Raw genomic sequence first — 26,179 nt, 5'->3', positions numbered from 1 at the left:
TAATCACAAAAAATGGGAAGAGCATTCGAATATAGAAAAGCTTCAAAAATGGCCAGATGGGATAAAATGGCCAAAACATTTTCAAAAATAGGAAAGGATATTGCCTTGGCAGTAAAAGCCGGCGGAACTGATCCGGAATCCAATCCAGCATTGCGAAGATGCATTCAGAATGCTAAAGGTGCCAATATGCCAAAAGACAATGTCGAAAGAGCAATAAAAAAGGCAAGCGGTGCAGATGCGGAAAACTATGAGGAAATCACTTATGAAGGCTACGGACAAGGCGGAGTTGCTTTCTTTGTAGAATGTACGACTAATAATCCAACAAGAACTGTAGCTAATGTCAGAGCGATTTTTAATAAGTTCGATGGAAATCTTGGTAAGAATGGTGAATTAGCTTTTATCTTTGATAGAAAAGGTATTTTCACAATCGATAAAGCTCAGATCAAATCCGATTGGGATGATTTCGAAATGGAAATGATTGATGGTGGCGCAGAAGAAATCGACCAGGACGAAAATGAAGTTATGATTACAACAGCATTCGAAGATTTCGGTTCGATGTCTCATAAATTAGACGAACTTGGAATCGAAGCAAAAAGTGCCGAATTACAAAGAATTCCGAACAATACCAAAGGAATGAGCGACGACCAGTTCAAGGCCAATATGAAGATGCTGGAGCGCTTTGAAGAAGATGATGATGTTCAGAACGTATTCCACAATATGGAGTTCACAGAAGAACAATTAGAGTTAATGTAAAAGAGGAACATAATCGTAAAAAAAATCCCGACTGAAAAGCCGGGATCTTTTATTTTTATAAAACGCTGTTGATTATGCGTTTGGTTCAACAGAAACGAAAGATCTGTTGTTTGCTTTCTTTCTGAAAACTACTTTACCGTCTACCAATGCAAACAAAGTGTGGTCTTTACCCATACCAACGTTTTCACCTGGGTGGTGTTGCGTACCTCTTTGTCTGATGATGATGTTACCGGCAATAGCTTCTTGACCTCCGAAAATCTTAACACCTAGTCTTTTAGAGTGAGATTCTCTACCGTTTTTGGAACTACCGACTCCTTTCTTGTGTGCCATTTTATTTTAAGCTTTTTTGGATTAAAAATTATTCAGCAGATTCGCTGGTTTCTGTTACTTCAGCTTTAGCAGCTTTCTTAGGAGCAGCTTTTTTAGCCTCTTTTTTCGCACCGTCAAATCCAGTAATACCAGTTACAAGAATTTGAGTTAATTGCTGTCTGTGACCATTTTTCTTAGCATAACCTTTTCTTCTTTTCTTTTTGAAAACGATTACTTTGTCAGCCTGAACATGGTCAAGAATTTCTACATCTACGGTGATACCGCTTACAGCCGGGGCACCTACAGTTACTGCACCGTTCACAGTAAGAAGAACTTTATCAAAAGAAACTTTTGCTCCTTTATCTCCTTTCAAACGGTTCACAAACAACTTTTGGTTTTGCTCAACTTTGTATTGAAGCCCTGCTATTTCTACAATTGCAAACATTGTTTATAAATTTTTATAATTATTCGAGGTGCAAAAGTAAACAATTTCTTTGAAAATCACAATACTTCTTTGAAAATTTTAAATCTTTGAATCTCAGAATCTTTAATTTTATTTTGGGCAGCTTAATCCGCCTTCCGCTCCCAATCTTTTTGTCATTGCGAACGAAATGAAGCAATCTGTTGAACCTTTGTACACTCGCAATAACAAAAAGGATTTCCGCTCAAGTCGGGCTGCAGATACAAAACAAAAACAATTTTTCAACATAAAAACAGCATTTGTCATTCCGTAAGAAACCTAACGAACTGGTTCGATGAATCAATTTCAACAGTTTAGATTTAGAGCGGATAAAAATTCTTTACTAAGTTTACGGCTTTGCAACCTTAAAACTATTTTCAATAATAACAAAAAGTCTTTGCGGACCTTGCGTTTAAAATATATAGACATACACAACTTTTACACAAGAAAGCTATAAATTTGACAATTGAAAATTTTATCAATGCTAAATTTCATTAAGAAAAAGATTGCGCTCATCTGGGCAAAAAAACATATCGAAAAATCCAACAGTTTTAAAACCAAAGCGATCAAAGATCAGCAGGAATTGCTTTTAGATTTGGTAAAGACAGCGAAAAAAACATTATTCGGAAGAGAACATCAATTTGAAGCTATAAAATCGATTGAGGATTTCCAAAAAAATGTCCCTGTTGCAGATTACGAAGATCTGAAACCATACATAGAGAAAGTCAAAAAAGGACAATCCAAAATCCTTTGGCCGGATTTGCCGGAATATTTCGCCAAAACTTCCGGAACAACATCAGGTTCCAAGTATATCCCGATTTCCAAAGAAGCAATGCCTTTTCAGGTTGCTGCTGCTCAAAGTGCGATTTTCCATTACATCGGGAAAAAAAATAACGCCGATTTTGTTGGTGGAAAAATGATTTTCCTTCAAGGTTCTCCGGAGCTGGAAGAAATCAGCGGTGTAAAAACCGGAAGACTGTCAGGAATTGTCGCTCATCACATCCCGAATTATCTTCAAAAAAACAGATTGCCGAGCTGGGAAACCAACTGTATCGAAGACTGGGAAACCAAGGTAGATAAAATCGTGGAAGAAACCGAGAGGGAAAATATGACCCTGATTTCCGGGATTCCGCCCTGGCTGATTATGTATTTTGAAAAACTCATTGACAGACACAACAAAAAAATCACACAAATTTTCCCGAATCTTCAGTTAATCATCACAGGTGGCGTGAACTACGAACCTTACCGTGACAAGATGAACGAATTGCTTGGAAAACCTGTCGACATTGTTCAGACTTTTCCAGCTTCGGAAGGTTTCTTTGCATTCCAGGATGATTATACAAAAGAAGGATTATTGCTGTTGACCAATCACGGGATTTTTTACGAGTTTATTCCACTCGAACAATATGGAAAACCCAATGCAGAAAGATTGACATTAAAAGATGTTGAGCTTAACAAAGATTATGCATTGATCCTGACGACTAACTCAGGACTTTGGGCGTATTCTATTGGAGATGTTGTGCGGTTTATCGATAAAAATCCTTACCGGATTTTGGTTTCGGGAAGAACGAAACATTTTACTTCGGCTTTCGGAGAACACGTGATCGCATTCGAAGTTGAAGAAGCTTTGAAAGCAACGGTTGAAAAGTTTCCTGCTCAGATTACCGAATTTCACCTCGCGCCAGAAGTTAATCCCGAAGAAGGCTTACCTTACCATGAATGGTTTATCGAGTTTGAAAAAGAACCTGAGAATTTTGGTGCTTTCAAATCTGAACTTGATTTACAACTCAGACAACGGAATACTTATTATGATGATTTGATTTCTGGAAATATCCTACAACCGTTGATTATTACGAAGCTGAAGAAAAATGCGTTTCAGGATTATGCCAAATCTGAAGGGAAATTGGGGGGACAAAATAAAATTCCGCGTTTGGCGAATGATAGAAAAATTGCAGTATATTTGGCAAAACTAAATTTACAATGAGAACTTTTTCTTTTATTATTTGTCTGCTTCTTTTGTTACAATCCTGTACTACGACTATCTATAGGAATAATGTGAATAAAAATGATTTTTCTTCACTTCAGGTAGGAAAGAATTATACAGTTTATGAGTACAATAAACCTAAATATAAGATTAGACTTTCCAGTGTGGAGGAAGATAAAATAATTGGAATTGCTAATAGTCAGGAATTAAGCATTGCAAAGAATGACATAAGGGTTATTAAAAAAAATAATCCGGGCGGGACAACAGCTATTGTAGTAGGTTCTGTTGTTGGTGTGACGGCATTTGTCGCATTAATTGTGTCATTAGTTAACAGTTCTACTACTAATTATTATTACTACTAAGATTTAAAAGCATAGGTAATACAATCTGATTTTTTTTGAATATTCAGGATTGACTATGATTCTGAACCCGCCGCGATTGCAATGTAAATCGGTTGAAGCTCCTAAAAAATTATAGTTTATGTGAAAGTAATTGGCGTACAACGACTACTTTTGTATAATGATTTCTTTTACACCACTTCGCGTTTTAAAAAATATAGAATTCCGCCATCTCCTGACAGGAAGATTCTTCCTTATCATCGCTTTCAGGATGCTCGCAACCTTGCTAGGTTGGTGGGTTTATCAGTTGACAAAGGACCCGTTTTCTATTGGATTAATTGGACTTTCGGAAGTGATTCCTGCGGTTTCCTGCGCACTGTATGCCGGTCATATCATTGACATGAACGAGAAGAAAAAACTGCTATTGATTTGTAATTATGCCTATGTGGTTCTGATAAGTTTGCTATTGATTCCGGCTTTTTTTGGACACAGGATGCATTTTACGGGACACGAGATTACTTATTTTATTTATGCGGTCATTTTTTTTACGGGAATTTCGCGTTCGTTTCTCGGTCCATTAGTTCCAAGTATGATTCCGAGAATTGTGAAGCAGGAAAATCTGCCTTATGCTGTAACGCTGAACCAGGCAACTTTCTTAATTGCTTCGGTTTCCGGTCACGCTTTAGGTGGTTTTCTGATTGCGCTGATTACAATAAAATGGACACTAGTGGTAATTATTGGCAGTATGTTTTTAGCTTCTTTGTTTTTTTGGACTTTACACCAACAGCAATCTGAAAATAAAAATAAGGATGTGAAAGTTTTCGAAAGTATGAAGGAAGGATTAGCTTATATTTATAAAACAAAAGAGATCTTTGGCGCTCAGATGCTGGATATGTTCGCGGTCCTTTTTGGTGGTGCAGTTGCGATGATTCCGGTTTTTGCAAGCGATATTCTGAAGGTGGGCTCAGAAGGTTTCGGACTTTTGAATGCGGCTTCTGATATTGGTTCGATGTTGATTATTATTACTTTGTCATTAGTTCCTTTGAAGAAAAACCAAGGAAAGATTTTGCTTTGCGTGGCAACTGGATTTGGACTGTGTATTATAGGATTTGGATTGTCGAAAATGTATTGGCTATCATTTGGATTCTTAGTTTTAAGTGGAATGTTGGACGGCATCAGTGTTGTGATTCGTGGAACGATTGTTCAGTTGAAAACACCAGAAGAAATCCGTGGCAGAGTTTTGAGCGTTAACTCGATTTTCATTATGTCAAGTAATGAACTGGGGCAGTTTGAAAGTGGATTGACTGCCAAATTAATGGGTGTTGTACGTTCTGTTGTTTTCGGTGGGACGATGACGGTTTTAACAGCTTTGTTCATTGGCACAACTTCTAAGAAGCTGAGGAATATGGAGTATTAAGCAGATTTTGCCAAAATTGAAGTCTGCAAACTACAAAAACAAGTCTGTTTGAAACCAAATACAAAGTGCGGAATCCTAAAAACAAGCGTGATTGTAACTAAATAAAAAAGGAAGCAAATTTTGCTTCCTTCAATTTTATATCAAACTTTTGATTTTCGCAATCATATCATCGCCCAATTTATCCGCTTCTTCCTGCGAAAAAGCTTCGGTATAAATCCTGATAATCGGTTCTGTATTAGATTTTCTCAAGTGAACCCAATTTTCTGCAAAATCAATTTTCACACCGTCAACAGTAGAGATTTCTTCATTTTTAAATTCATTCTGAACTTTCACCAGCAAAGCATCAACATCAATTTCAGGCGTTAATTCGATTTTCTTTTTGCCCATAAAATAAGCCGGATAACCTGCTCTCAGTTCAGAAACCGTTTTATTTTCTTTTGCTAAATGAGTCAAGAATAATGCAACACCAACCAAAGAATCTCTTCCATAATGCAAATCAGGATAGATAATACCACCATTTCCTTCGCCCCCGATTACAGCATTTTTCTCTTTCATCAGGTTAACTACATTAACTTCACCGACAGCGCTTGCAAAATATTCTGAATCCAGATTTTTAGCAACATCTCTCAAGGCACGGCTTGAAGAAAGATTGGAAATAGCAGCCCCTTTTTTATTTTTCAAAAGATAATCTGCAACAGCAACCAGAGTGTATTCTTCGCCAAACATTTCGCCTTTTTCATCGATCAAAGCCAGTCTGTCAACATCCGGATCCACAACGATTCCCATATCTGCACCTTCTTTTTTTACCAGTTCGCAGATGTCACCTAGATGTTCTTTTAAAGGTTCGGGATTATGAGGAAAATGGCCGGTCGGTTCACAATATAATTTTACAACTTCGACGCCTAATTTTTCCAAAAGTGATGGAATAGAAATTCCTCCAGTAGAATTAACCGCATCCAAAACCACTTTGAATTTCTTAGCTTTTATTGCTTCAACATCTACCGTTGGTAATTCCAAAATCTTCTGAATATGAATATCAAAACCATCTTCTCTGGTTTCATATTTTCCCAAATCATCCACCTCCGCATAATTGAAGTCTTCATTTTCTGCCAAAGCCAAAACTTCTGCGCCGTTTTCTCCACTGATGAATTCTCCTTTGTCATTCAACAATTTCAGAGCGTTCCATTGTTTTGGATTATGAGAAGCCGTCAGGATGATTCCGCCGTCAGCTTTCAGTTCAGGAACCATAACTTCAACAGTTGGCGTTGTAGAAAGTCCCAAATCAACCACATTGATCCCAAGACCTTGCAAAGTGGCAGTAACCAAAGAAGAAACCATCTGGCCAGAGATTCTCGCGTCTCTTCCGATAACTAAGGTTAAATCTTTTTTATTTTTATTGTTCTGAAGCCAGGTTCCGAATGCCGAAGCAAATTTCACCACATCAAGCGGCGTCAGGTTATCGTTGACTTTTCCGCCAATAGTTCCGCGGATCCCGGAGATTGATTTTATTAATGACATTTTCTAATTTTAAGGTTTGGCAAAAATACAATAATCTGACATTTGCTAAAAAATAAAGTGTCCGATATGAACACTTTTTATTTTAAGAACAGCCACAATCCGGACCGCAGTTTTTTCCTTTGTTTTTTTTAGAAAATGTTTTTGAGAATTTTCGGACAATAGCATAGATGGCGGCTAAAACAATGACGCCCACGATAACATATTGTATGATTAACGAATTGTCCACGTATAATTTACTTTAAAATCTGATAAACAATCAAAGCCGAAAAGTATGCCAAAAATGTCATTGAGACAGTTTGTAACATTGTCCATTTCAAGCTTCTCGTTTCCCTATAAACAACTGCAATAGTTGAGATACACTGCATTGCAAAAGCATAGAAAATCAAAATCGAAACACCAGTCGCAAAGCTGAAGACTTTCTCGCCGTTTGGATGAACGTCTAGTCTCATTTTCTCGATCAATTTTCCTTCAGGCGCTTCATCGTCCAAACTGTAAAGTGTGGATAATGTTCCAACAAAAACCTCTCTAGCCGCAAAACTGGTCAGGATTCCGATTCCCATTTTCCAGTCGTAACCGAGTGGTGCAATGGCAGGTTCCATCGTTCTTCCGATTCTTCCCAGATAAGAATGGTCCAATGAAGAATTGGTTGCTAGGATTTCATTTTTATGTTGTGGCGGACCAAAATAACTCAAAGCCCAAAGAATAATACTGACGGTGAAAATCACTTTTCCAGCTCCGGAAATAAACTCCCAGACTTTTCCTAATACCAGTTTGAAATCATAACCAAACAACGGCATTTTGTAAGTCGGTAAATCCATTACCAGGAAACTCTTGATTTTGGTTTTGATGAAACTTTTCAATATAAATGACGATAACAAAGCCATTAGAAAACCCAACAGATACATTATCATTAAGGCAATTGCTCTGTATTTGATACCATAAAAATTCTCGTCAGGAATAATCAATCCGATGATAATACTGTAAATAGGAAGTCTTGCAGAACACGTCATAAAAGGCGTTACAAGAATTGTAATCAATCTTTCTTTGACATTTTCGATGTTTCTTGTGGACATTATCGCAGGAATCGCACAAGCTGTCCCAGACACTAATGGAACAATACTTTTTCCATTCAGTCCAAAAGGTCTTAGCATCCTGTCCATCAGGAAAACAACTCTCGCCATATATCCCGAATCTTCTAACAAATAAAGGAAATACAAAAGGATTCCAATCTGCGGTGCAAAAACCAAAATCCCGCCAATTCCCGGAATAATTCCACTGGAAACCAAAGAATTGACCGGCCCTTCCGGAAGATGATCCGCTGAAAAAGCTGATAGCCAGGTGAAAAAATCTTCAATCCAGGTCATTGGATATTCTGCAAGGAAGAAAACGCTTTGGAAAATCAATAATAAAATCAATAAAAAAATCAGATATCCCCAAACTTTATGAACTAGAATCTTGTCTAATTTTTCTGTCAGTAATTCCTTTAACTGTGGTTTTTTCTCAGTGATTTCAGAGGTGATTTTATCAATATTCTGATAGCGTCTTACTGTTTCGGTAATCTGCAAACGTTTTGGAACACTGCATTTGGTGTCTTCCTGAGTGATAATCTCGTGGATGTTTTCAATCTTTCCGAGATAAGTATCTGCGGCTAAAAGTGTCCAGATCTTGTAAAGATTCTTTTCTGACGTATTTGATGAAACCTTGTAAACCAAAGCTTTTTGCTCCAAAGGAATTTCGAAGGAATTAGTCTCCGCAATTTTGAATTCATTATTAAAAACCGCTTCCCGAACTGTTTCTATTCCGACATTATTTTTAGCGTTGGTTTCAAAAACCGGAATGTTCAGAATCTCTGAAAGCCTGGAAATATCAATTTTAATTCCTCGTTTTTCGGCCTCATCCACTTGATTGACTACCAAAACCGCAGGAATTCCCAAATCCTGAATCTGCTGAAAAAGAAGCAGACTTCTTCTCATATTAATCGCATCAGCAATGTAAACAACACCGGAATAATCTTCCTGAATCAGATAACGTGAAAATATAGCTTCATCTTCGGAAGTTGGGTAGATGCTGTAAGAACCAGGCAAATCTATAACCTCGATTTCCTCGTTTTTGTAAATGTAATTTCCGGAATGGCTGGCTACTGTAACCCCGGCATAATTACCTGTTTTTTGCTTTCTGTTGCAAAGAACATTGAAAAGTGTGGATTTCCCGACATTAGGATTTCCTACCAATAGAATCTGTTTTTGTTTTTTCTCCTGCATCATTCCGAAACTTCTACCTGAATAAATCTTGCTTCTGCTTCTCTCAGGGCAATTCTGGTTTTGTCCGAGCCATATTCTATATAAAGCGGACCGTTAAAAGGAGCCTGATAAAGAACTCTGAAAGTGGTTTCCGGAAGCAGTCCCATTTCGATGATTTTTGTTGGCATCTGAAGGTTTTCATTATCATAACCAAGAATTTTCCCGATTTTGTTTTTCGGAAAACAACAGAGTTTATCGATGTGTTTTGTTTGCAAGACTAAAATTTTTGGACTACAAAGATAGCTTATTTTAAATAAATCTAAATAAGATGTTTGTCATAAAAAAACCGGAAACTAATTTCCGGTTTGTTATTTATTTTTTCTTTTTCTCTGTGGCCTGAACCACTTCTATTGGATTGTCATTCGCATTGAAAAAATCTTTTGCGATTTTTTCTTGATTTTTCATCATTTCACCTATTGTGATATCGCTGCCCGGCATTTTCATTGTCAGCATGTTTTGGGGAACCTGTGCACGCCATTCTGCCATCGGATCTTGCTTGAAAGCAGCATAGGCTTTTTCGAATTTATCCTTAGGGATAATTTTTTTCTCATTGCTTGTCATGCCGGATTTGGCCTGGATATCTTCTACGTAGGAAAACTCTTTCCAATCCTTCACTGTTTTGTTTCCGGACAACAGCCATGAATAGTTTTTACCTTCATCCTCAATTTTCACGATTAATCCAGGTAATCCGTAGAATTTGTAAGGTCCATCCTGAAAAGGTATATCTGTAGAAAACCAGGCTGTCCATTTTCTGCCACCGAATTCTGTTGTTGCTTTTTGAGTGTTGTATTCTCCGATCTTTTCTTTGTCAGAAAGGATTTTCCAGTCGAATTTTATATTCTCTTCGTAAGCGAAGAGGTTTTTGCTTATTCTGTCCACATATTGCTCCTTCATATCAGGATATAGTTTATATATCTTGAAAGCGAATTTTGGCATTTTTATCGTTTTCGATAAGTCTTTCCAAGTTTTGCTTTTCTGCATTTCTTCCACAGCTATTTTTATGATAGAATCCTGAGCTGTGATTGTAAAATCCTGATAGATGGATTTATCTTTTACAATATCAAGCGTTGCCATTACTTTATCAATTCTCGCCGAATCTTTTTTTGGCTTGAAGCTTAATTCATAAAAGAAACGATTGGCAGTTTCTTGTGCAGAAATCATTAATCCTAATAATAGTAAAGGAAGAATGACTAATTTTTTTAGAGATTGCATGTTTTTTATTTTCTGTTTTCAATTAATTAGTGCAGGATTCTCAGAAATGTTACATTATTTGCCGTACATTTTTTTTATAGACTCATTCATCAGCTGATATATTTTCAAATGTTCTTTATCAGTAATCAGATCTTCATGAAGTTTCAGAATCCTCTCGTCTCCTCTTACGGCCGGTCCTGTCTGGGCAGATTTTGGTTCCAGATGATGGATTTTTTCTACAGTCTCATCAATCAAAGGGATGAAATATTCGAAAGGTAAATCCTGGGAATCCGAAATTTCCTTCGCCCTCGCAAACAGATGGTTCACGAAATTGCAGGCAAAAACGGCGGTCAGATGAATGTATTTTCTCTTTTCGTAATCCGAAGTTTCCACATTTTCAGAAATAATTGAAGCGAGTTCAAATAGTGATTTTTCATCAATTTGATTTTCGGCCTCAATAAAAAACGGGATTTTGGAGTAAGCCAGATTCTTGGTTTTAGAAAAAGTCTGCAAAGGATAAAAACTTGCTTTTCTGTAATTGCCTTTCAGGATTTCCATAGGAAGTGAACCGGAAGTATGAGCTACCAATGCATTTTCATTTTTAATCAATTCAGAAACGTTTTCAACTGCAGAATCGGAAACTGCAATAATATATAGTTCCGCATCTTCCAATTGATTCGTTGAAAAAGGAATGTTGAATTCAGTCGAAATTTTTGATAATTCAGCTTCATTCCTTCCAAATATTTGATGAATGTCAATATGATTTTGTTTAAAAGCTTTCACAAGATGGTAAGCGACATTTCCAGAGCCGATGATAACTGTTTTCATACGACAAAGATAATTTTTATATAACCACAAAGTTCACAAAGCTTGGCACAAAGAATATTTATTTTAAGCGGAATAATTATTGATTAATTGTGAACTTGGTGCAAAAACCTTGAGTCTTTGTGTTAAACTAAAAATAAAATTCAAAAAAAAATTTAACTTTGGTCTTATTTTTTAATCAAAAACTACGAAACATCTGAATGAAGCTCAAGGATGAGGAGATTTTAAAACTTTTATTGGCCTCACAAACGCTGGAAAAAGGTCTGCGTGCCATGATGGATGCCTATCAGAGCCGGCTTTATTGGCATATCAGGCGACTGATTGTGGACCATGACCTCGCTCAGGATGTTTTGCAGGATACATTTATCAAGGCGTATCAGAACATTCACCAGTTCAAGAGTGATAGCAAATTATACACTTGGCTCTACAGAATTGCAACCAACGAATCTTTGCAGCAGCTCAATAAAATGAACCGGATGAAAAAGACCGATGAAGATGCAGAATACCATATGCAGAATCTGGTTGCTGATAATGCCGGGAAAGATGCGGAGGAAATTCAGATTCTGTTGCAAAAAGCAATTCAGACATTGCCGGAGAAACAGAAGCTTGTGTTCAATATGCGGTATTATGATGATTTGCCTTATGAGGAGATTTCCAAGATATTAGATATGTCGGTCGGGACACTGAAAACGAATTATCATTATGCCAAAGATAAAGTAGAACAATACATTAAGGATAATTACTCTGAAGAGTTTTAGAAAAATAAGAGAATAGTTATGAAATGTCATCGACATTCCATTCCACAAATGAAAAATTAAATAAGAAGAAATGAAAATTGATATAGAAAAACTGAACAGAAAAACACCTTACCCGGAACCTTCGGATGAGTTTTTTAAGATGATTCAGTCTCAAGTAATTTCGAAAATAACGGAGGAAAAAAAGCCTGTTGTTCAGAAAGAAACAAAAGTCTTTTCTCTTAATTTCAAATGGGTGGCTGCAGCTGCAGTTGTTCTGATTGGAGGAATTACAGCTTTTCTAGGACTTAATGATAATCCGGAGATGCAGATGGCTCAGCAAAAGCCAATTGTTGACAGCATTTACGAAATCCATTCTACAGAACAACAATCAGTTAGTTCAATGGCTGATAATAATGCTGTTCCAAACCAGATTCAAACGGTAGAACATAAAGAGCATTTTAAACAGAATCCGTCTATTGCAAATCTATCCAGACCTCAAAAGCATAGAAACAGCAGTTTTGACAATACCGACAGACAGGATTATGCCGCTGAAACAAAAATAAAGCCTGAAGCGGAAGTGGAAAAAGTTCTTGCAGCTTTCACGCCAGACCAGATAAAAGATATTGACAGAAACAGCGAACAGGATGTTTACCTGGACCTTTATAATTAATAACAAAAACAGAGAGAAATGAAAAAATTGTTATTGACTATTTTCATCGCCGGATTATTCTCTGCCCATACTGTAAGAGGACAGGAAAGAAGATCAGCAAATACAGTTCAGAGATCAACGGGAAATTCTTCTTTCAGGAGTGCACCTACATCATCTTTTTCACCAGCAGGAACAGCTATGAGACAACAACAGAGCCAGAATATTCCCAGGGCGTCTGAGTGGAGAGCTATGAATATGGATGAGAAAAGAGCGGCTGTAAGTAATATGTCCGTAAAAGAACGTTCTGTTTTCTTACAAAAGATGAAAGAGAATATCACTATTGATGATCTTGATATTCCTGCTGATAAGCAAGAAGAATTCAAAAATCTTTTTACCGAATATCAGAGTAATCAGAGATTGATAAAGGAAAAGTTTCATTCGGATAAGAATTTTGATAAATTGAGTGATGAAGAAGCAACAAGCCGGCTGAATCAAAGTTTTGATGTAGGACAGCAATTGCTTAATAACAGAAGAGCGTATGCAGATAAGTTTTTGAAAATCCTTACACCGCAACAGGTTCTTAAGCTTTTCCAGAATGAAGGGAAAATGCGTGAAAAAATGCTCGATAAAAAAAATGACAAGTAAACCGAAAACCTCTATATTTTAGAGGTTTTTCTTGTTTTATATCTCACATTCACAAATGTTTCGAAATAATTTTTCCTATTCTGTTAAAAATATGTATTTTCGCAGACTGATTATAAACACTTAATATAAAGATGGCAATTTTAGGCGAAATTAGAAAAAGGTCGTGGCTGTTAGTAGGCGTTATTGCATTAGCACTTTTGGCTTTCTTGGTTAATCCTGATACAATAGATAAGGTTTTTGGTAAAAACCCGAATATTCTTGGTAAGGTTAACGGTGAAGAAATTACAAGAGATGAATTCAATGACCAGCTTTTCATTATGCAGCAGCAAGCCCAGCAACAAGGACAACAGACAAAAGGTCTTGAAGAGCAGGCTTGGCAGATTCTTGTTCAATCAAAATTAATCAAGCAACAATTTGAAAAAATGGGGCTTAAGCTGACTGATGAGGTATTCTGGAGTCAGTTGCAATATGATCCAATGTTCGCTCAAAATCAAGGCGCTTTTGATGAAAAAGGGAATTTCAAAACTCAGGAATTCAAGAAAATGATTTCGGATTGGCAAGCTACAAATCCTGAACAATACAATTTCTGGCTAAAAAGTAAGAAAGCTATAGAGTACAGAATGATGGCAAGAATGCTGTTTGGTAACATCACATCAGGAATCACTGCAAGCAAAAAAGAAGCGGAATTGATGATGAAGTTCCGTGATGATATGGCAAACATCGATTTTGTAAAAGTTGATTATTTAGAATTCTCTAAAAAGAATGATGTAAAAGTTACAACACAAGATCTTGCAGATTATATCAAACAACATCCGACGAGATTCAAAGCTACAGCAAGCAGAAATTTAGCTTATGCTTATTTTCCTGCGACACCAAGCGCTCAGGATGATGCTGCAACTTTGAACGAGTTGAACAAGCTATACCTTAAAGGGACGGACGCTTCTAACGGGACTGAAAACTTCCAGAATACAAAGAACGATTCTATGTTCGTTGAATTGAATTCTGATGTGCCATTCATTCCTCAGTATGTTAGTCCAACGCAATTGCCGGCAGAATTGAAAGATAAAATTGCAACAGCGGCTATCGGACAGATTTTTGGACCATACAAAGAGCAGAATCTATATGTAGTTTCAAAATTATTAGATAAAAAACCGTCTGATTCTACAGAAACAAGACATATTTTGATTTCTTACAAAGATACAGAAATCGGGAAGCAAGATAAATCTGTTACAAGAACCAAGGAACAGGCTAAGAAATTGGCAGACAGTATCTATGCGGCCGTGAAAGCTAATCCGGCAACTTTTGCAGATGATTTGAAATTCTCTGATGACAAAGGTTCTGCAGCACAAGGTGGTAACGTTGGATGGACCACGCCAGCTCAGCCGAAATTTGTACCGGAATTCCAGAAGTTTGTGAATGATTCTCCGAAAGGTGCAACTGGTGTAGTAGAAACACAGTTCGGTTATCATATCATCAATATCCTTGACAAAAAATCAGGCTCTATGACTTACAAAATCGCTCACTTGGCGAAAAATGTAAAAGCATCAGACAAAACTGAAAATCAAGTTTTGACCCAGGCTACAAGATTTATACAGCAAACAGAAGGAAAGAGCTTTAATCAATTCAAAAACTTAGCTGAAAAAAATAAATACAGATTCGACAATCCTAAAACTGTAGGCCGTTTCCAAGGAACGCTTCCGGGACTTAATACGGATAAAGATGCTGATGTCATTGCATGGGCTTTTGATAAAAAAAGAGAAATTGGTGATACAGATATTTTCACGGTAGAAGGAACAGGTGACAGAATTGTTGCTTATGTTGTCGGAAAACAAGACGAAGGTCTTGCAGATCCTGAAACTGTAAGAGATCAGATTGAACCAATTGTGAAAAATAAAGTTCTTGCGAAGAAAATTATTGAAAAAATCAATGCCGGAAAATATACATCGCTTGATCAGGCTGCGAAAGCTTTTGGAACAACAAAAGGCAATGCGGATGTTAATTTGTTCAATCCTTCTGTAAACGGTGCTATGGAACCAAGAGTTGCAGGAGCTGCATTCGGTGTTGCAACAAACAAATTGTCTCAGCCAGTTGAAGGAATGACAGGTGTATATCTTGTGGTTAAAAAATCTGTTAAAACGAACAAACTGCCAGGAGATATCAAACAAATTACTGAGTCTATCAAACAACAGAATTCTCAGCAATTCACAGGAGCTTTCTTGAAGAGTCTTCAAGATAATGCTAACATAAAAGATTACAGAATTGAAGTTTGGGACAAAACTGCTCAACGATAATTTGGCATAATATTGAAAAACAACAAAAGCGGCACAATTGTCGCTTTTGTTGTTTTTTTATTTATAATAATTATAACTCCAATATTCTTATATTTGCTAATTAGTAAACCAATTAAAACGTGAAGTTAAGTAAAGAATTAAAAGCAGGACTGATTGCAATTTTTGCCATTATTGCTTTCGTGATATTATATCAGTTTATGAAAGGGAAAAATCTCTTCACTACAGATAATGTTTTTTTTGCAAAATATGATAATGTAGAAGGCTTATCAGTATCTAATCCGGTCTCAATCAATGGATTGAAAGTAGGACAGGTTGATGAGATAAAACCGATTACTTCAAAAGACGGAAGATTACATTTTGTAGTTAAATTAACAGTTGATAATACGTTTCAGTTTTCCAACCAATCTACTGTTGAGATCTTTGAACCAGGATTAATGTCCGGCAAGGAAATGAGAATCAATCTGTCATATGGCGGAACAGTTGCAAAAGACGGAGATACGCTGAAAGGAAATTATCAGCTGTCGATGCTTAACTCTCTGTCATCTCAGGTAAAACCGGTTAAAGATCAGCTTTCCGGCGTCTTGTTAAAATTAGATTCAACTTTAGCAAGTACCAACAAAATTGTCGATGAGCAAAACAGAAGAGAAATCAAATTGCTGTTAGCTAATCTCAACAAAACAATCGAATCCTTCAAAGCAACATCCGATAGGACCAATGCAATTTTAGCTTCTAATGAGAATGGATTACATGAAGTAGTTGCCAATGCCAATCAGACATTATTAACGGCCAATAAAACTTTGGACAAATATGGTTCGGTTGCAGAACGTGTCGATATCAACAAACTGAATGGAACAATCGATCAGTTTAACCAGACAGCTAACAAGCTAAATAACGTTATTTCCGGCATACAAAACGGAGAAGGTTCCCTTGGTAAATTGATGAAAGATGAAGAACTTTACAATAATCTAACAAAAACTTCAAACAATCTTAATCAGCTGGTAGAAGATGTGAAAGCGAATCCAAAAAGATATGTTAATTTCTCAGTTTTTGGTAAGAACTCAGATAAAAAGTAATTTATGCAATACATTGACAATGTTATTTTTGTAATTCTATTGATTGCCGGCTTTGGACTCTTCGGAAAAAGTCTGAAAGAGCTTTACCGTAATATCAAACTCGGGAGAGAAATCGACCGAACCGACAGAAAAGCAGAACGATGGGCAATTATGACCAGAGTAGCGCTTGGACAGAGCAAAATGGTAAAACGTCCAATTGCTGGGATTTTACACATTTTCGTTTATGTTGGATTTGTTATTATCAATATAGAATTGCTGGAGATTATCATTGATGGAATTTTCGGAACGCATAGATTTTTGCAGGGAATTTTAGGAGATTCTTTTTACTCTTTCTTTACTTCAACATTGGAAGTTCTTGCGGCATTGGTTGTATTTGCAGTAGTTATATTTTTTATCAGAAGAAATTTTTATGGTGTCAAGAGATTGACAATGAAAGAACTGTTCGGTTGGCCAAAAAAAGATGCTAACTGGATTCTGATTATCGAATTTGCTTTGATGGTCGCTTTTTTCACAATGAACGGAGCTGATCATTATGCAGATTCTACTCGTTTTGCAAGTAATTTTCCAATTTCAGAACATTTGTTTCCTTTCTTTGGAAATTTCAGCTTGGAAACACTTCATGTAATTGAGAAATCGGCTTGGTGGTTTCATTTTGTAGGGATTTTGTTCTTCATGAATTACCTCTATTATTCTAAGCATCTTCATATCATTTTTGCATTCCCGAATACTTGGTTTTCTAATCTAGAGAAAAAAGGAAAATTCAACAATTTGGATTCAGTAACCAAAGAAATCAAATTAATGATGGATCCGAATGCCGATCCTTATGCAGCTCCTCCGGAAGGTGAAGCAGAAGCTCCTTCAAAATTCGGAGCGGAAGATATTTTTGACTTGAATCAGCATCAGCTTTTGAGTGCTTATTCCTGCACAGAATGTGGACGCTGTACTTCGGTTTGCCCGGCAAATATTACAGGTAAAAAACTGTCTCCAAGATTGATTATGATGAAAACCAGAGACCGTCTGGAAGAAGTAGGAAAAAATCTTAATAAAAATGGAGGTAAGTTTGTCGATGATGGTAAAAAGTTACTGAACGATTACATTACCAAAGAAGAACTTTGGGCATGTACAACCTGTAATGCCTGTGTAGAAGCCTGTCCGGTTTTGATTGATCCTTTGTCTATCATTTTCGAGATGAGAAGATTCTTGGTAATGGAACAGTCTGCAGCGCCACAGGAATTAAATCTGATGATGACGAATGTTGAGAATAATGCCGCACCTTGGCAATATAATCAGGCTGACAGACTGAATTGGACCAACGATTAATCTTGAAGCAAAGATATTTTACATTAATACAAAATACATTTTACAACAAATGGATTTCACTATAAAAACAATGGCAGATTATGCTGCGGAAGGCAAATCTCCGGAAGTTCTCTTCTGGGTTGGTTGCGCCGGAAGTTTCGATGATCGTGCGAAAAAAATCACACGAGCATTCTGCAAAATCCTTAATAAAATCAATGTAGAATTTGCTGTTCTTGGTCAGGAAGAATCTTGCACCGGCGATCCTGCAAAACGTGCCGGAAACGAATTTGTTTTCCAAATGATGGCTTTGACCAATATCGAAGTTCTTAACGCTTACGATGTCAAAAAGATCGTTACGGCTTGTCCGCATTGTTTCAATACTTTGAAAAATGAATACCCAAGTCTTGGCGGAAATTATCAGGTTTTGCATCATACCCAATTCCTGAAAGATTTGATGAATGAAGGAAGATTAAAAATCGAAGGTGGAAGCTTCAAAGGAAAAAAAATTACGTTTCACGATCCTTGTTATCTTGGAAGAGGTAATGACGAGTATGAAGCACCAAGAATGCTTCTGGAAAAGTTGGATGCAGAATTGTTGGAAATGAAGCGTTGCAAAACCAACGGTCTATGTTGTGGAGCTGGTGGAGCACAGATGTTCAAAGAACCGGAAAAAGGAAATAAGGATATCAATATCGAAAGAACAGAAGAAGCACTGTCATTCGAGCCAAAAGTAATTGCAACTGGTTGTCCGTTTTGTAATACGATGATGACCGATGGCGTGAAACATTTCAATAAAAATACTGAAGTAGAAGTCAAAGATATTGTAGAGCTTTTGGCGGAAGCAGAAGATTTATAAAATCGCGTAAAATAAAATTTAAAAACCTCAGAATTTCTGAGGTTTTCGTTTTAAGGGATTTAGATAAAAATCCGTAATTTTATAAATTGAAACAACAAATAAAATTGCAGTCAGGCGATTTTGTAAAAATAAATTCATTATTATGAAAATCGAGGAATCCAATATTGTAGAAACAAACGATTACCGCGTTATTATATATCCAGCATCAAGACCTTTTACGGCAAAAGAAAGTAAGACCATTGCGGAAAAATTATATGATTTTTTAGGCGATTGGGCGGCTCATGGCAAAGCATTATCTTCATCGTTCAAGATTGAAAAAAATCAGTTTATCATTATTTGCGTTGATGAGGAAAAAGAAGCGGCTTCGGGTTGTAGTATTGATGCGCTTGGAAAGGTAATGAGAGAGTTGGATGCAGAATTTGATTTGGGATTATTTGACAGGATGAAAGCCAGTTATGTGGAAAATGGAGAAGTTAAGACATTAAAGTTATCAGACTTCAAAAACAAGATAAGAATCGGCGAATTGTCAACAGATATTGAAGTTTTTGATTTTTCTAAAAATACTTATCTCGATTTTCTAAGTCATTTTTTGCAACCATTCAGCAGAAGCTGGGCATCATCAATCAAATAATTTTATTGGGAATACATATTCAGTTTCTATGAATAATGATAAAATCAAGGATTTTTACAATGATTTCGTAAGCTATCAAACCCAATCAGGAGTCAACGAAAGAATCTATACTTTATATAAAAAAATGCAATCTCTGGGCCTTAATTCTGATTCCAATATTCTGGAATTAGGATGTGGAATTGGAGTAATGACAAAGCTGTTGACCAATTCTGTTAAAACCGGATATATAGAGTCAGTAGATCTGAGTGATAAGTCAATAGAATTAGCAAAATCAAAAATACACAAACAAAACGTATCATTTTATACAGATGATGTAGTAAGCTATCAGCCAAAGAAAAAGAAGTTTGATTTCATAACTTTATTTGATGTCATAGAACATATTCCTCTGGAACTTCATCCTGATCTTTTCAGGAATTTGTCAGAAATAGCTGATGATAATACGAAGATCTTGATTAATATTCCTAACCCTGATTTTATTGATTTCCATATGCACGATGAGTCTGCGTGGCTACAAATTGTGGACCAGCCGATTCCTTTGCATTTCGTTGTAGCTAACTCAGAATCTAATGGTCTTCAGGTTTCTAACTTCAATACTTATAGCATTTGGGTGGAGAATGATTATCAGTTTTTTGTCATTCAGAAAAAACAACCTTATAAGAAAGTTTTACTCAGTGAAAAAAGAACGATTGCCAAAAAAATATCGAATAGATTAAAAAATATCTATATTGGTTTAAGATACAGGTAGTTTTCAAAACTTAATCATGAAACTCAAAGTCCTTTTCATTTCTTCCTGGTTTCCCAATAAGCTGGAACCAACCAACGGTAACTTTGTGCAGCGACATGCAGAAGCCGTTGCAACATTGCATGACGTAGAAATATTGCATACAATCGGAGATTTTGCCCAAAAAGAAACTTTTATTTTTGATGACAAAGTGGTAAATGGAATCAGAACTCTCATTGTTTATTATAAAAACTCAAAAAATCCTGTTCAGAATTTTTTGCGGAGAATGAAAGCTTATAAATCAGGGTTTGCTAAGATGCAAAAGCCTGATCTGGTACATGCTAATGTTCTTCATAATAATATGCTTTTTGCGGTTTATCTGAAGAGAAAGTATAAGATTCCTTTTGTTGTAACCGAACATTGGACAGCGCTTAGAAAAATCAATCATGCAACAACGTCTTTAATAATCAAAAAAATAGCAACGTTTATTGGAAATCGAGCTTCAGTAATTTTACCGGTCAGCAATGATTTGAAAATCAGCCTTGAAGAATTGGGAGTCAAGTCGCCGATGAAGGTCGTGCCCAATGTTGTAGACACCAGCCTTTTTGAGCCGGATCATTCTGCACAGGAGATTTTTACATTTGTGCATATTTCCAACTTAATTCCGAGAAAAAATGCAGATAAAATACTAAAAGTTGCTATAAAATTATTGAAGGAAGGCTATCAGTTAAAACTGAAAATAGGTGGCGACGGCGATACAAAACCATTACGGGAAATTGTGAAAAAAGAAGGTTTTGAAAATCACATCGAGATTTTTGATACGTTAACGCTAACCGAAGTTTCTCAAAAACTAAAAACTTCGGATTGCTTTATTCTTTTCAGTAATGATGAGAATCAGCCTTGTGTGATTGCAGAATCTTTTGCTTCCGGAATCAAAGTGATTTCTACAAACGTTGGCGGGATTTCGGAATTTTTCCCGGAGAATTTCGGAATACTTGTCGATAGGCCGGACGAAATTCTTCTGGAAAAGGCAATGAAACAATTAATCGAAAACCAGTCTCCACGAGATATTGAAAAAATATCAATTTATGCAAAACAGACTTTTTCCAAGGAAAGTATTGCAACACAGTTCACGGAGATCTATAAAAATGTGATACGTTAATGTCGGGATTCAGGATTCATATTGTTGATAATCATGGCAAGACGTCGTCATTCTTTGTTAAGGATTATGACTCTTTTGTGATTAATGATGACCAGGTTGAAATTGCTGTTGAAGGTGTCATTCTCAATAAAAAAAAACTTTTACAAAATTCCGGATTCTCGGATTTCACAGATTTTTTTCTGGATCTTTATCAAAAAGTGAATGTGAATTCTATTAAAGAACTGGACGGAGAATTCCGTGGCTATATTTGGGATAAATTAGGACATAAACTTTTTGTTTTTACTAATCCGACTTCTACGCAAAGTGTTTTCTACACAAAGCATGATCAGCAGATATTTATAGATTCCTCTCTTGTTCGGCTAACCAAAACTCTTAAGGAAAATAAAATCTCTGTTACGCCGGATATTCAGAATATTTACAAGCTGTTGACTTTCGGAAATATGCTGGAAAACGATACACCGGTAGAAAATATTTTCAAAATACTGGACGGCCATTTTATAGAGGTTGACCTGAATAATCTTGCAATCGTTGAAAAAAAATATTTTGATCTGGAAGGAATCGATTATTATAAAAGCTCCAGAGAAAATGCAATTCACGATCTGGATTCAATATTTTCAGACAATATTCTTATGGAATATGAGAAGGACAACGAATTGAATTCAAAGCATTTTGCCTTACTAAGTGGAGGATTAGATAGTAGAATCGCTTTACTGTATGCGAATCAGCTTGGAGAAAAGCCGGATGAAGCGTTTTGTTTTTCACAATCTGGATATCTTGACGAAACGATCTCAAGACAAATAGCAAAAGATAATGACATTCCTTATACTTTTCAGTCTTTGGACGGAGGAAGTTATCTGAACTATATTGATCAGCTTACGGAATTATCACAAGGTTGCGGACTTTTTACTGGTGGCATCCATATCCAATATGCTTTTGAAAATCTAGAAAACAAAGATTTTAAAATTATTCATAGCGGATCCATTGGAGACGGTATTTTAGGCGGTTTTAATACAGTTCCTTATAAACAAAAGCCGGGAGAATTTAAGATTGTTATTAATGGCAAATTTCTTCCAAAAGTTAAATCAGATTTCGATAAGATTCTAAATCAATATGAGTCCGAAGAACTTTTCTATCTCAGAAATGTTGCTTATAACAGGACTATTCTTGGATCTAGAGTGATACAGCAATTCGGTTACCAGACATCACCGTTTATGTCCAAAAAAATATTGGAATTTGCGATCAGTCTTCCCGAAAAGTGGAAAATCAATCAAAAACTCTATCTGGATTGGTTGAATCAATGCATGCCAAATGCTGCTGATTATATCTGGGAAAAAACGGGCATGAAACCTAACGCCCAATGGAAAAGTACGATCGGTCCGAAAGTGAAAAAAAGAATTTCCAAAATATGGAATGCCAAAATCACTAAGAAACCTAATAAAACAAGTATGTATCCTTATGAGTTTTATTATAATAACTCCCGGGATATCCAGAATTATTATCAGAATTATTATTCGGACAACATCTGGCGACTGGAAAACTATCCTGAACTAAAAAATGATGTCCGGCAATTATTTGAGCAAAAAGATTTTTTTCAGAAAAGCCAGGGAATCAATATTTTGGCTATTTTTAAATTATTTTTCAATTAGTGGGGAACTTATCCGACTTTCTTAGAAATTTTTTGAAAAACAAAGGTCATTTCGTCTTTGGATCATTGCTTATTGCTAAAATTTGTGGATTTATAGGTTCTGTTGTAATCATAAGATTATTGCCTGAAAAAGATTTTGGTTTGATAAGTATTGTCGCTTCGTTATTTGCTGTTTTTTTTGCCTTCAGCGGATTTGGCAGCCAGCAGATTCTTCTCAGATACGGATCTATTGTAAAAACAGAAGAAGAAAAGAACAAACTGTCTTCATATCTTCTAAAACAAGGCTTTTTCTATCAGATTTTGTTGAGTGTTATTTTCCTTATCACATCACTTTTTTATCTGGACAAATTTGAAAAAATCATTTGTCTTTTTGTGGCGTTTGCAATCAGGTTAATTGGCTATTTTTTTTACAATCATATTCAGTCACAATTAAGAATTAGTGGAAAAAACAAAGAATTTGCAAGATTGAATAATATCGTTAATATCTCAGGTTTGCTCCTGATTATTATTCTTACTTATTTTTTTGGAATTACGGGATATTTGATAGCGCTGGTTCTGGCACCGTTCACTGCATTGTTTTGGTTTAAAGATATTAATCTGTCATTAGATACTGATATCGGTTTCCCCAGAAAAGAACTATGGAAATATGGTCTTTTTACAGCGGGAACAGCCGTTTTGAGTGATGCTTTATTTTCTTTGGATATTATATTAATGGGATTTTTGATGACCGAATCTTCTGTTGCAGATTACAAAGCGGCAATTCTGATCCCTTCCAATCTTACATTCATTGCATTGACTTTTATGCAGAGCGATTTTCCTGAACTAGCCAAAAATCACAACGATAAAAAATTTCTGAGCTACTATATATCCAATTATTATAAAATATTCATTCCGCTATGTGTAGCGATTTTTGGAGTCCTATATTTTTTGAAAGATGATATTGTAGTTTTATTTTTCGGCGAAAAATATAAAGGAATTGAACCGGCATTCATTATCTTAACATCAGCATTTTTGCTCAATATGTTGCTGAGAAATCTCTACGGAAATCTTCTTTCTGCGGTTGGAAAAATGGAATATAACACGATTATCTCTGCTTTAGCATTAGTTATTTTATTAGGATTATCATTGGTTTTAGTTCCGAAATACGGAGTGGAAGGAATGGCAATCGCACAATCGGTAACATTATTGACAACAGGATTATTATTAATGTCCGGATTCTTTTCTTACATCCGAAAATTGTCATGAAAGTATTTTATCTTTGCAGGGATGAAACTAAAAATATCCATAATTTTATCGGCAATAGTTCTCTTATTCTCTTGTAGAGGAGATGGTGATGATGTCCAGACAATTGATCAGGTTCTGAGACTTTATGTGAAAAATTCTACAGGTCAGGATCTTTTAAATTCTAAAATACCTGGTTCATATTCTTCCGTTACGTTATTGGATCAATTGGATGAAATAACTGCCAATAAGCCTATCTCCGGCTATTCTCTGCTCAAAGATGCAGATACTGTTGTTTATATGGATTATGCTGCGGGCGCTATCAGGCTGTTAAAAGACTCTATCAGCCCGGAACTTAAAACTTACAAATCCCGGTTTATAATCAGATATTCAAAAACGGCTAATTCTCAAACCGTAAATGATGACGACATCATTGAGATTGAATACAAATGGACACCTTCTGTGTTCGAATTATCCAAACTTTGGTACGATAACGAACTCAAATTCACAAAAGTTCAGGGACAGCCAAACATTGTCAGAATCGTGAAATAAAATCCTTAAATTTGCAATTGTCAGAAAAAATTATTCTGATACGAAATACTATCAACCAACAACCCAACTATGTTACAGGTTAATTTTTTGCGCGAGAACAAAGAGCGCGTTTTGGAAGGCTTGAAGAAAAGAAACTTCAAGGAATTAGATTTGGTCGATGCGGCAATCAATGCTGACGACGAAAGAAAAAAACTGCAATTTGAGCTGGACTCACAACTTTCCGAGATGAACAAAATTTCGAAAGAAATCGGAATTCTGATGAAAGACGGTAAAAAAGAGGAAGCTGAAGCTGCAAAATCCAAAACTTCGCAATACAAAGAATCGAGCAAAGAATTGGAATCCCAACTGAAAGAAGTTGAGAAAAACCTTATCAACATCCTCTACCAGATTCCAAATATTCCTTACGAGAAAGTAGTTGCCGGCGTTTCTGCCGATGATAATGAAATCGTTTATGAATCTACAACAGTAGAAGGTCTTGGCGAAGGCGCCATTCCACACTGGGAATTGGCTAAAAAATATAATTTAATCGATTTTGAATTGGGCGTGAAAATTGCCGGCGCAGGTTTTCCTGTTTATCTGGGAAAAGGCGCACGTTTGCAGAGAGCTTTGGTTCAATATTTCCTGGACAAAAATACAGATGCCGGTTATCTGGAAGTGAATCCGCCACACGTGGTGAACGAAGCTTCCGGTTACGGAACGGGACAATTGCCTGATAAAGAAGGACAAATGTATTATGTTGGAGCAGATGATTTATACCTGATCCCAACAGCTGAGGTTCCTGTTACCAATATCTACCGTGATGTCTTGCTGGACGAAAAAGATTTGCCGATCAAGAATACTGCTTTTTCGCAGTGTTACAGAAGAGAAGCGGGAAGTTACGGTGCACACGTGAGAGGCTTGAACAGACTTCACCAATTCGAAAAAGTGGAAATTGTGAGAATCGAGAAGCCGGAAAATTCTTATGCTGTTTTGGAAGAAATGGTAGAACACATCAAATCCATTCTGGAAGATCTGGAATTGCCGTACAGAATCCTGAGACTTTGCGGTGGCGACACAGGTTTTGCTTCAGCAATGACTTACGACTTCGAAGTCTGGAGTGCGGCGCAGGAAAAATGGCTGGAAGTAAGTTCTGTTTCCAATTTTGAAACGTTCCAGGCTAACCGTCTGAAATGCCGTTATAAAGGTAATGAAGGTAAATCCCAATTGGTTCACACCCTTAACGGTTCTGCAATGGCTTTGCCAAGAATCATGGCAGCTTTGCTGGAAAACAACCAAACGCCGGAAGGTATCAAATTACCAAAGAAAATCGCAGAGTATGCGAGATTTGAATTGATTAATTAATTTGAGGAATTAGAATTTATCGCAAAGGCACAAAATTCTATTTTACATAAATCTTAAAAGTCGCAAATTGTACTTTTGCGACTTTTTTGTATTTATATTAAACTAATCTTTGTCATTCCAAAGGAATCTCGACAGTTAAGTTTAGATTTCCCACGGAATGACAAACTTAATGCAAAAGTATTATTGAGGCAAACGCCTTTGCGAACCTTAAAAATATTTTCAAGAATGTCAAAAAACCTTGCGAAATTTGCGTTTAGAATA

26 protein-coding genes are annotated in these 26,179 nt (G+C 36.2%); 18 read left to right on the top strand and 8 right to left on the bottom strand.

The window, feature by feature from the left end:
- The first annotated feature begins 12 nt into the window (after positions 1 to 12).
- Positions 13 to 753 carry a YebC/PmpR family DNA-binding transcriptional regulator gene (locus QOL71_RS03525; protein ID WP_283415596.1) on the top strand — a complete coding sequence of 247 codons (741 nt, stop codon included), beginning with the start codon at positions 13 to 15 and terminating at the stop codon, positions 751 to 753.
- Positions 754 to 825: 72 nt separating this feature from the next.
- Here the strand turns inward: QOL71_RS03525 and rpmA are convergent, their stop codons facing one another.
- Both rpmA and rplU read right to left on the bottom strand, forming a co-directional pair.
- Complete coding sequence (gene rpmA, locus QOL71_RS03520; RefSeq protein WP_007842221.1) at positions 826 to 1,083, bottom strand: 50S ribosomal protein L27; 258 nt, start codon at positions 1,081 to 1,083, stop codon at positions 826 to 828.
- A 28-nt stretch (positions 1,084 to 1,111) separates the two neighbouring features.
- A complete protein-coding gene (gene rplU / locus QOL71_RS03515; RefSeq protein ID WP_120211803.1) occupies positions 1,112 to 1,507 on the bottom strand; it encodes a 50S ribosomal protein L21 in 396 nt (131 codons plus the stop codon).
- 496 nt (positions 1,508 to 2,003) lie between these two features.
- On the opposite strand from rplU, the gene QOL71_RS03510 reads away from it, so the two are divergent.
- The 3 genes from QOL71_RS03510 to QOL71_RS03500 all read left to right on the top strand — a co-directional run bounded on the left by QOL71_RS03510 (position 2,004) and on the right by QOL71_RS03500 (position 5,261).
- Positions 2,004 to 3,506 (top strand): GH3 auxin-responsive promoter family protein, encoded by a 1,503-nt coding sequence (locus QOL71_RS03510; protein WP_283415595.1) that lies wholly within the window; start codon positions 2,004 to 2,006, stop codon positions 3,504 to 3,506.
- A complete protein-coding gene (locus QOL71_RS03505; protein WP_283415594.1) occupies positions 3,503 to 3,868 on the top strand; it encodes a hypothetical protein in 366 nt (121 codons plus the stop codon). The genes QOL71_RS03510 and QOL71_RS03505 overlap by 4 nt, the downstream gene beginning before the upstream one ends.
- Before the next feature lie 157 nt (positions 3,869 to 4,025).
- Positions 4,026 to 5,261: an MFS transporter gene (locus QOL71_RS03500; protein WP_283415593.1), complete on the top strand. Its 1,236-nt coding sequence runs from the start codon at positions 4,026 to 4,028 to the stop codon at positions 5,259 to 5,261.
- A gap of 135 nt (positions 5,262 to 5,396) precedes the next feature.
- Here the strand turns inward: QOL71_RS03500 and glmM are convergent, their stop codons facing one another.
- From glmM to QOL71_RS03475, 6 genes are all read right to left on the bottom strand, one after another.
- On the bottom strand, positions 5,397 to 6,779 hold the full coding sequence (gene glmM / locus QOL71_RS03495; protein ID WP_283415592.1) for a phosphoglucosamine mutase: 1,383 nt from the start codon (positions 6,777 to 6,779) through the stop codon (positions 5,397 to 5,399).
- 82 nt (positions 6,780 to 6,861) lie between these two features.
- Positions 6,862 to 6,972, bottom strand: a complete 111-nt coding sequence (locus QOL71_RS17705) for a FeoB-associated Cys-rich membrane protein (RefSeq protein WP_430395125.1) — start codon at positions 6,970 to 6,972, stop codon at positions 6,862 to 6,864.
- Between the two features lie 40 nt (positions 6,973 to 7,012).
- On the bottom strand, positions 7,013 to 9,043 hold the full coding sequence (gene feoB, locus QOL71_RS03490) for a ferrous iron transport protein B (RefSeq protein WP_283415591.1): 2,031 nt from the start codon (positions 9,041 to 9,043) through the stop codon (positions 7,013 to 7,015).
- Positions 9,040 to 9,294 (bottom strand): FeoA family protein, encoded by a 255-nt coding sequence (locus tag QOL71_RS03485; protein ID WP_074235714.1) that lies wholly within the window; start codon positions 9,292 to 9,294, stop codon positions 9,040 to 9,042. Before QOL71_RS03485 ends, feoB begins: the two co-directional genes overlap by 4 nt.
- Before the next feature lie 97 nt (positions 9,295 to 9,391).
- The gene (locus QOL71_RS03480; RefSeq protein WP_283415590.1) at positions 9,392 to 10,291 is read right to left on the bottom strand and encodes a GLPGLI family protein; all 900 of its coding nucleotides are present in this window, start codon (positions 10,289 to 10,291) and stop codon (positions 9,392 to 9,394) included.
- Between the two features lie 54 nt (positions 10,292 to 10,345).
- On the bottom strand, positions 10,346 to 11,098 hold the full coding sequence (locus QOL71_RS03475) for a Rossmann-like and DUF2520 domain-containing protein (protein WP_283415589.1): 753 nt from the start codon (positions 11,096 to 11,098) through the stop codon (positions 10,346 to 10,348).
- A 197-nt stretch (positions 11,099 to 11,295) separates the two neighbouring features.
- Between QOL71_RS03475 and QOL71_RS03470 the strand changes: the two genes are divergently transcribed.
- The 14 genes from QOL71_RS03470 (at position 11,296) to serS (ending at position 25,918) form a co-directional block, all read left to right on the top strand.
- Complete coding sequence (locus tag QOL71_RS03470) at positions 11,296 to 11,853, top strand: RNA polymerase sigma factor (protein WP_283415588.1); 558 nt, start codon at positions 11,296 to 11,298, stop codon at positions 11,851 to 11,853.
- Positions 11,854 to 11,923: 70 nt separating this feature from the next.
- Entirely contained in the window at positions 11,924 to 12,502 is a 579-nt protein-coding gene (locus QOL71_RS03465; protein ID WP_283415587.1) for a hypothetical protein, read from the top strand.
- Positions 12,503 to 12,520: 18 nt separating this feature from the next.
- Positions 12,521 to 13,126, top strand: a complete 606-nt coding sequence (locus QOL71_RS03460) for a hypothetical protein (protein WP_283415586.1) — start codon at positions 12,521 to 12,523, stop codon at positions 13,124 to 13,126.
- Between the two features lie 131 nt (positions 13,127 to 13,257).
- Entirely contained in the window at positions 13,258 to 15,417 is a 2,160-nt protein-coding gene (locus QOL71_RS03455; protein ID WP_283415585.1) for a peptidylprolyl isomerase, read from the top strand.
- Positions 15,418 to 15,536: 119 nt separating this feature from the next.
- Positions 15,537 to 16,490, top strand: a complete 954-nt coding sequence (locus QOL71_RS03450) for an MlaD family protein (protein ID WP_283415584.1) — start codon at positions 15,537 to 15,539, stop codon at positions 16,488 to 16,490.
- 3 nt (positions 16,491 to 16,493) lie between these two features.
- Positions 16,494 to 17,810: a 4Fe-4S dicluster domain-containing protein gene (locus QOL71_RS03445; RefSeq protein ID WP_283415583.1), complete on the top strand. Its 1,317-nt coding sequence runs from the start codon at positions 16,494 to 16,496 to the stop codon at positions 17,808 to 17,810.
- Positions 17,811 to 17,859: 49 nt separating this feature from the next.
- Positions 17,860 to 18,645, top strand: a complete 786-nt coding sequence (locus QOL71_RS03440) for a (Fe-S)-binding protein (protein ID WP_283415582.1) — start codon at positions 17,860 to 17,862, stop codon at positions 18,643 to 18,645.
- A gap of 142 nt (positions 18,646 to 18,787) precedes the next feature.
- Positions 18,788 to 19,276, top strand: coding sequence for a hypothetical protein (locus QOL71_RS03435; protein WP_283415581.1), 489 nt, complete (start codon positions 18,788 to 18,790; stop codon positions 19,274 to 19,276).
- A 28-nt stretch (positions 19,277 to 19,304) separates the two neighbouring features.
- Entirely contained in the window at positions 19,305 to 20,021 is a 717-nt protein-coding gene (locus QOL71_RS03430) for a class I SAM-dependent methyltransferase (RefSeq protein WP_283415580.1), read from the top strand.
- Positions 20,022 to 20,037: 16 nt separating this feature from the next.
- A complete protein-coding gene (locus QOL71_RS03425) occupies positions 20,038 to 21,159 on the top strand; it encodes a glycosyltransferase (RefSeq protein WP_283415579.1) in 1,122 nt (373 codons plus the stop codon).
- Positions 21,159 to 22,805 carry an asparagine synthetase B family protein gene (locus QOL71_RS03420; RefSeq protein ID WP_283415578.1) on the top strand — a complete coding sequence of 549 codons (1,647 nt, stop codon included), beginning with the start codon at positions 21,159 to 21,161 and terminating at the stop codon, positions 22,803 to 22,805. Before QOL71_RS03425 ends, QOL71_RS03420 begins: the two co-directional genes overlap by 1 nt.
- 32 nt (positions 22,806 to 22,837) lie before the next feature.
- Complete coding sequence (locus QOL71_RS03415; RefSeq protein WP_283415577.1) at positions 22,838 to 24,049, top strand: oligosaccharide flippase family protein; 1,212 nt, start codon at positions 22,838 to 22,840, stop codon at positions 24,047 to 24,049.
- A gap of 21 nt (positions 24,050 to 24,070) precedes the next feature.
- On the top strand, positions 24,071 to 24,577 hold the full coding sequence (locus QOL71_RS03410) for a hypothetical protein (protein WP_283415576.1): 507 nt from the start codon (positions 24,071 to 24,073) through the stop codon (positions 24,575 to 24,577).
- Between the two features lie 69 nt (positions 24,578 to 24,646).
- Entirely contained in the window at positions 24,647 to 25,918 is a 1,272-nt protein-coding gene (serS, locus tag QOL71_RS03405) for a serine--tRNA ligase (RefSeq protein WP_283415575.1), read from the top strand.
- The last annotated feature ends 261 nt before the right edge of the window (positions 25,919 to 26,179 follow it).

The sequence above is a fragment of the Epilithonimonas pallida genome (assembly GCF_900182975.1).
Classification (GTDB): Bacteria; Bacteroidota; Bacteroidia; order Flavobacteriales; family Weeksellaceae; genus Epilithonimonas; species Epilithonimonas pallida.
This window is presented reverse-complemented; position numbering and strand designations above follow the sequence as displayed.

Bases quoted from the DNA above. Each gene is read 5' to 3' on its own strand.
- QOL71_RS03525 (WP_283415596.1), top strand. From the start codon at position 13: ATGGGAAGAGCATTCGAATATAGAAAAGCTTCAAAAATGGCCAGATGG.
- rpmA (WP_007842221.1), bottom strand. From the start codon at position 1,083: ATGGCACACAAGAAAGGAGTCGGTAGTTCCAAAAACGGTAGAGAATCT.
- rplU (WP_120211803.1), bottom strand. From the start codon at position 1,507: ATGTTTGCAATTGTAGAAATAGCAGGGCTTCAATACAAAGTTGAGCAA.
- QOL71_RS03510 (WP_283415595.1), top strand. From the start codon at position 2,004: ATGCTAAATTTCATTAAGAAAAAGATTGCGCTCATCTGGGCAAAAAAA.
- QOL71_RS03505 (WP_283415594.1), top strand. From the start codon at position 3,503: ATGAGAACTTTTTCTTTTATTATTTGTCTGCTTCTTTTGTTACAATCC.
- QOL71_RS03500 (WP_283415593.1), top strand. From the start codon at position 4,026: ATGATTTCTTTTACACCACTTCGCGTTTTAAAAAATATAGAATTCCGC.
- glmM (WP_283415592.1), bottom strand. From the start codon at position 6,779: ATGTCATTAATAAAATCAATCTCCGGGATCCGCGGAACTATTGGCGGA.
- feoB (WP_283415591.1), bottom strand. From the start codon at position 9,043: ATGATGCAGGAGAAAAAACAAAAACAGATTCTATTGGTAGGAAATCCT.
- QOL71_RS03480 (WP_283415590.1), bottom strand. From the start codon at position 10,291: ATGCAATCTCTAAAAAAATTAGTCATTCTTCCTTTACTATTATTAGGA.
- QOL71_RS03475 (WP_283415589.1), bottom strand. From the start codon at position 11,098: ATGAAAACAGTTATCATCGGCTCTGGAAATGTCGCTTACCATCTTGTG.
- QOL71_RS03470 (WP_283415588.1), top strand. From the start codon at position 11,296: ATGAAGCTCAAGGATGAGGAGATTTTAAAACTTTTATTGGCCTCACAA.
- QOL71_RS03465 (WP_283415587.1), top strand. From the start codon at position 11,924: ATGAAAATTGATATAGAAAAACTGAACAGAAAAACACCTTACCCGGAA.
- QOL71_RS03460 (WP_283415586.1), top strand. From the start codon at position 12,521: ATGAAAAAATTGTTATTGACTATTTTCATCGCCGGATTATTCTCTGCC.
- QOL71_RS03455 (WP_283415585.1), top strand. From the start codon at position 13,258: ATGGCAATTTTAGGCGAAATTAGAAAAAGGTCGTGGCTGTTAGTAGGC.
- QOL71_RS03445 (WP_283415583.1), top strand. From the start codon at position 16,494: ATGCAATACATTGACAATGTTATTTTTGTAATTCTATTGATTGCCGGC.
- QOL71_RS03440 (WP_283415582.1), top strand. From the start codon at position 17,860: ATGGATTTCACTATAAAAACAATGGCAGATTATGCTGCGGAAGGCAAA.
- QOL71_RS03435 (WP_283415581.1), top strand. From the start codon at position 18,788: ATGAAAATCGAGGAATCCAATATTGTAGAAACAAACGATTACCGCGTT.
- QOL71_RS03430 (WP_283415580.1), top strand. From the start codon at position 19,305: ATGAATAATGATAAAATCAAGGATTTTTACAATGATTTCGTAAGCTAT.
- QOL71_RS03425 (WP_283415579.1), top strand. From the start codon at position 20,038: ATGAAACTCAAAGTCCTTTTCATTTCTTCCTGGTTTCCCAATAAGCTG.
- QOL71_RS03420 (WP_283415578.1), top strand. From the start codon at position 21,159: ATGTCGGGATTCAGGATTCATATTGTTGATAATCATGGCAAGACGTCG.
- QOL71_RS03410 (WP_283415576.1), top strand. From the start codon at position 24,071: ATGAAACTAAAAATATCCATAATTTTATCGGCAATAGTTCTCTTATTC.
- serS (WP_283415575.1), top strand. From the start codon at position 24,647: ATGTTACAGGTTAATTTTTTGCGCGAGAACAAAGAGCGCGTTTTGGAA.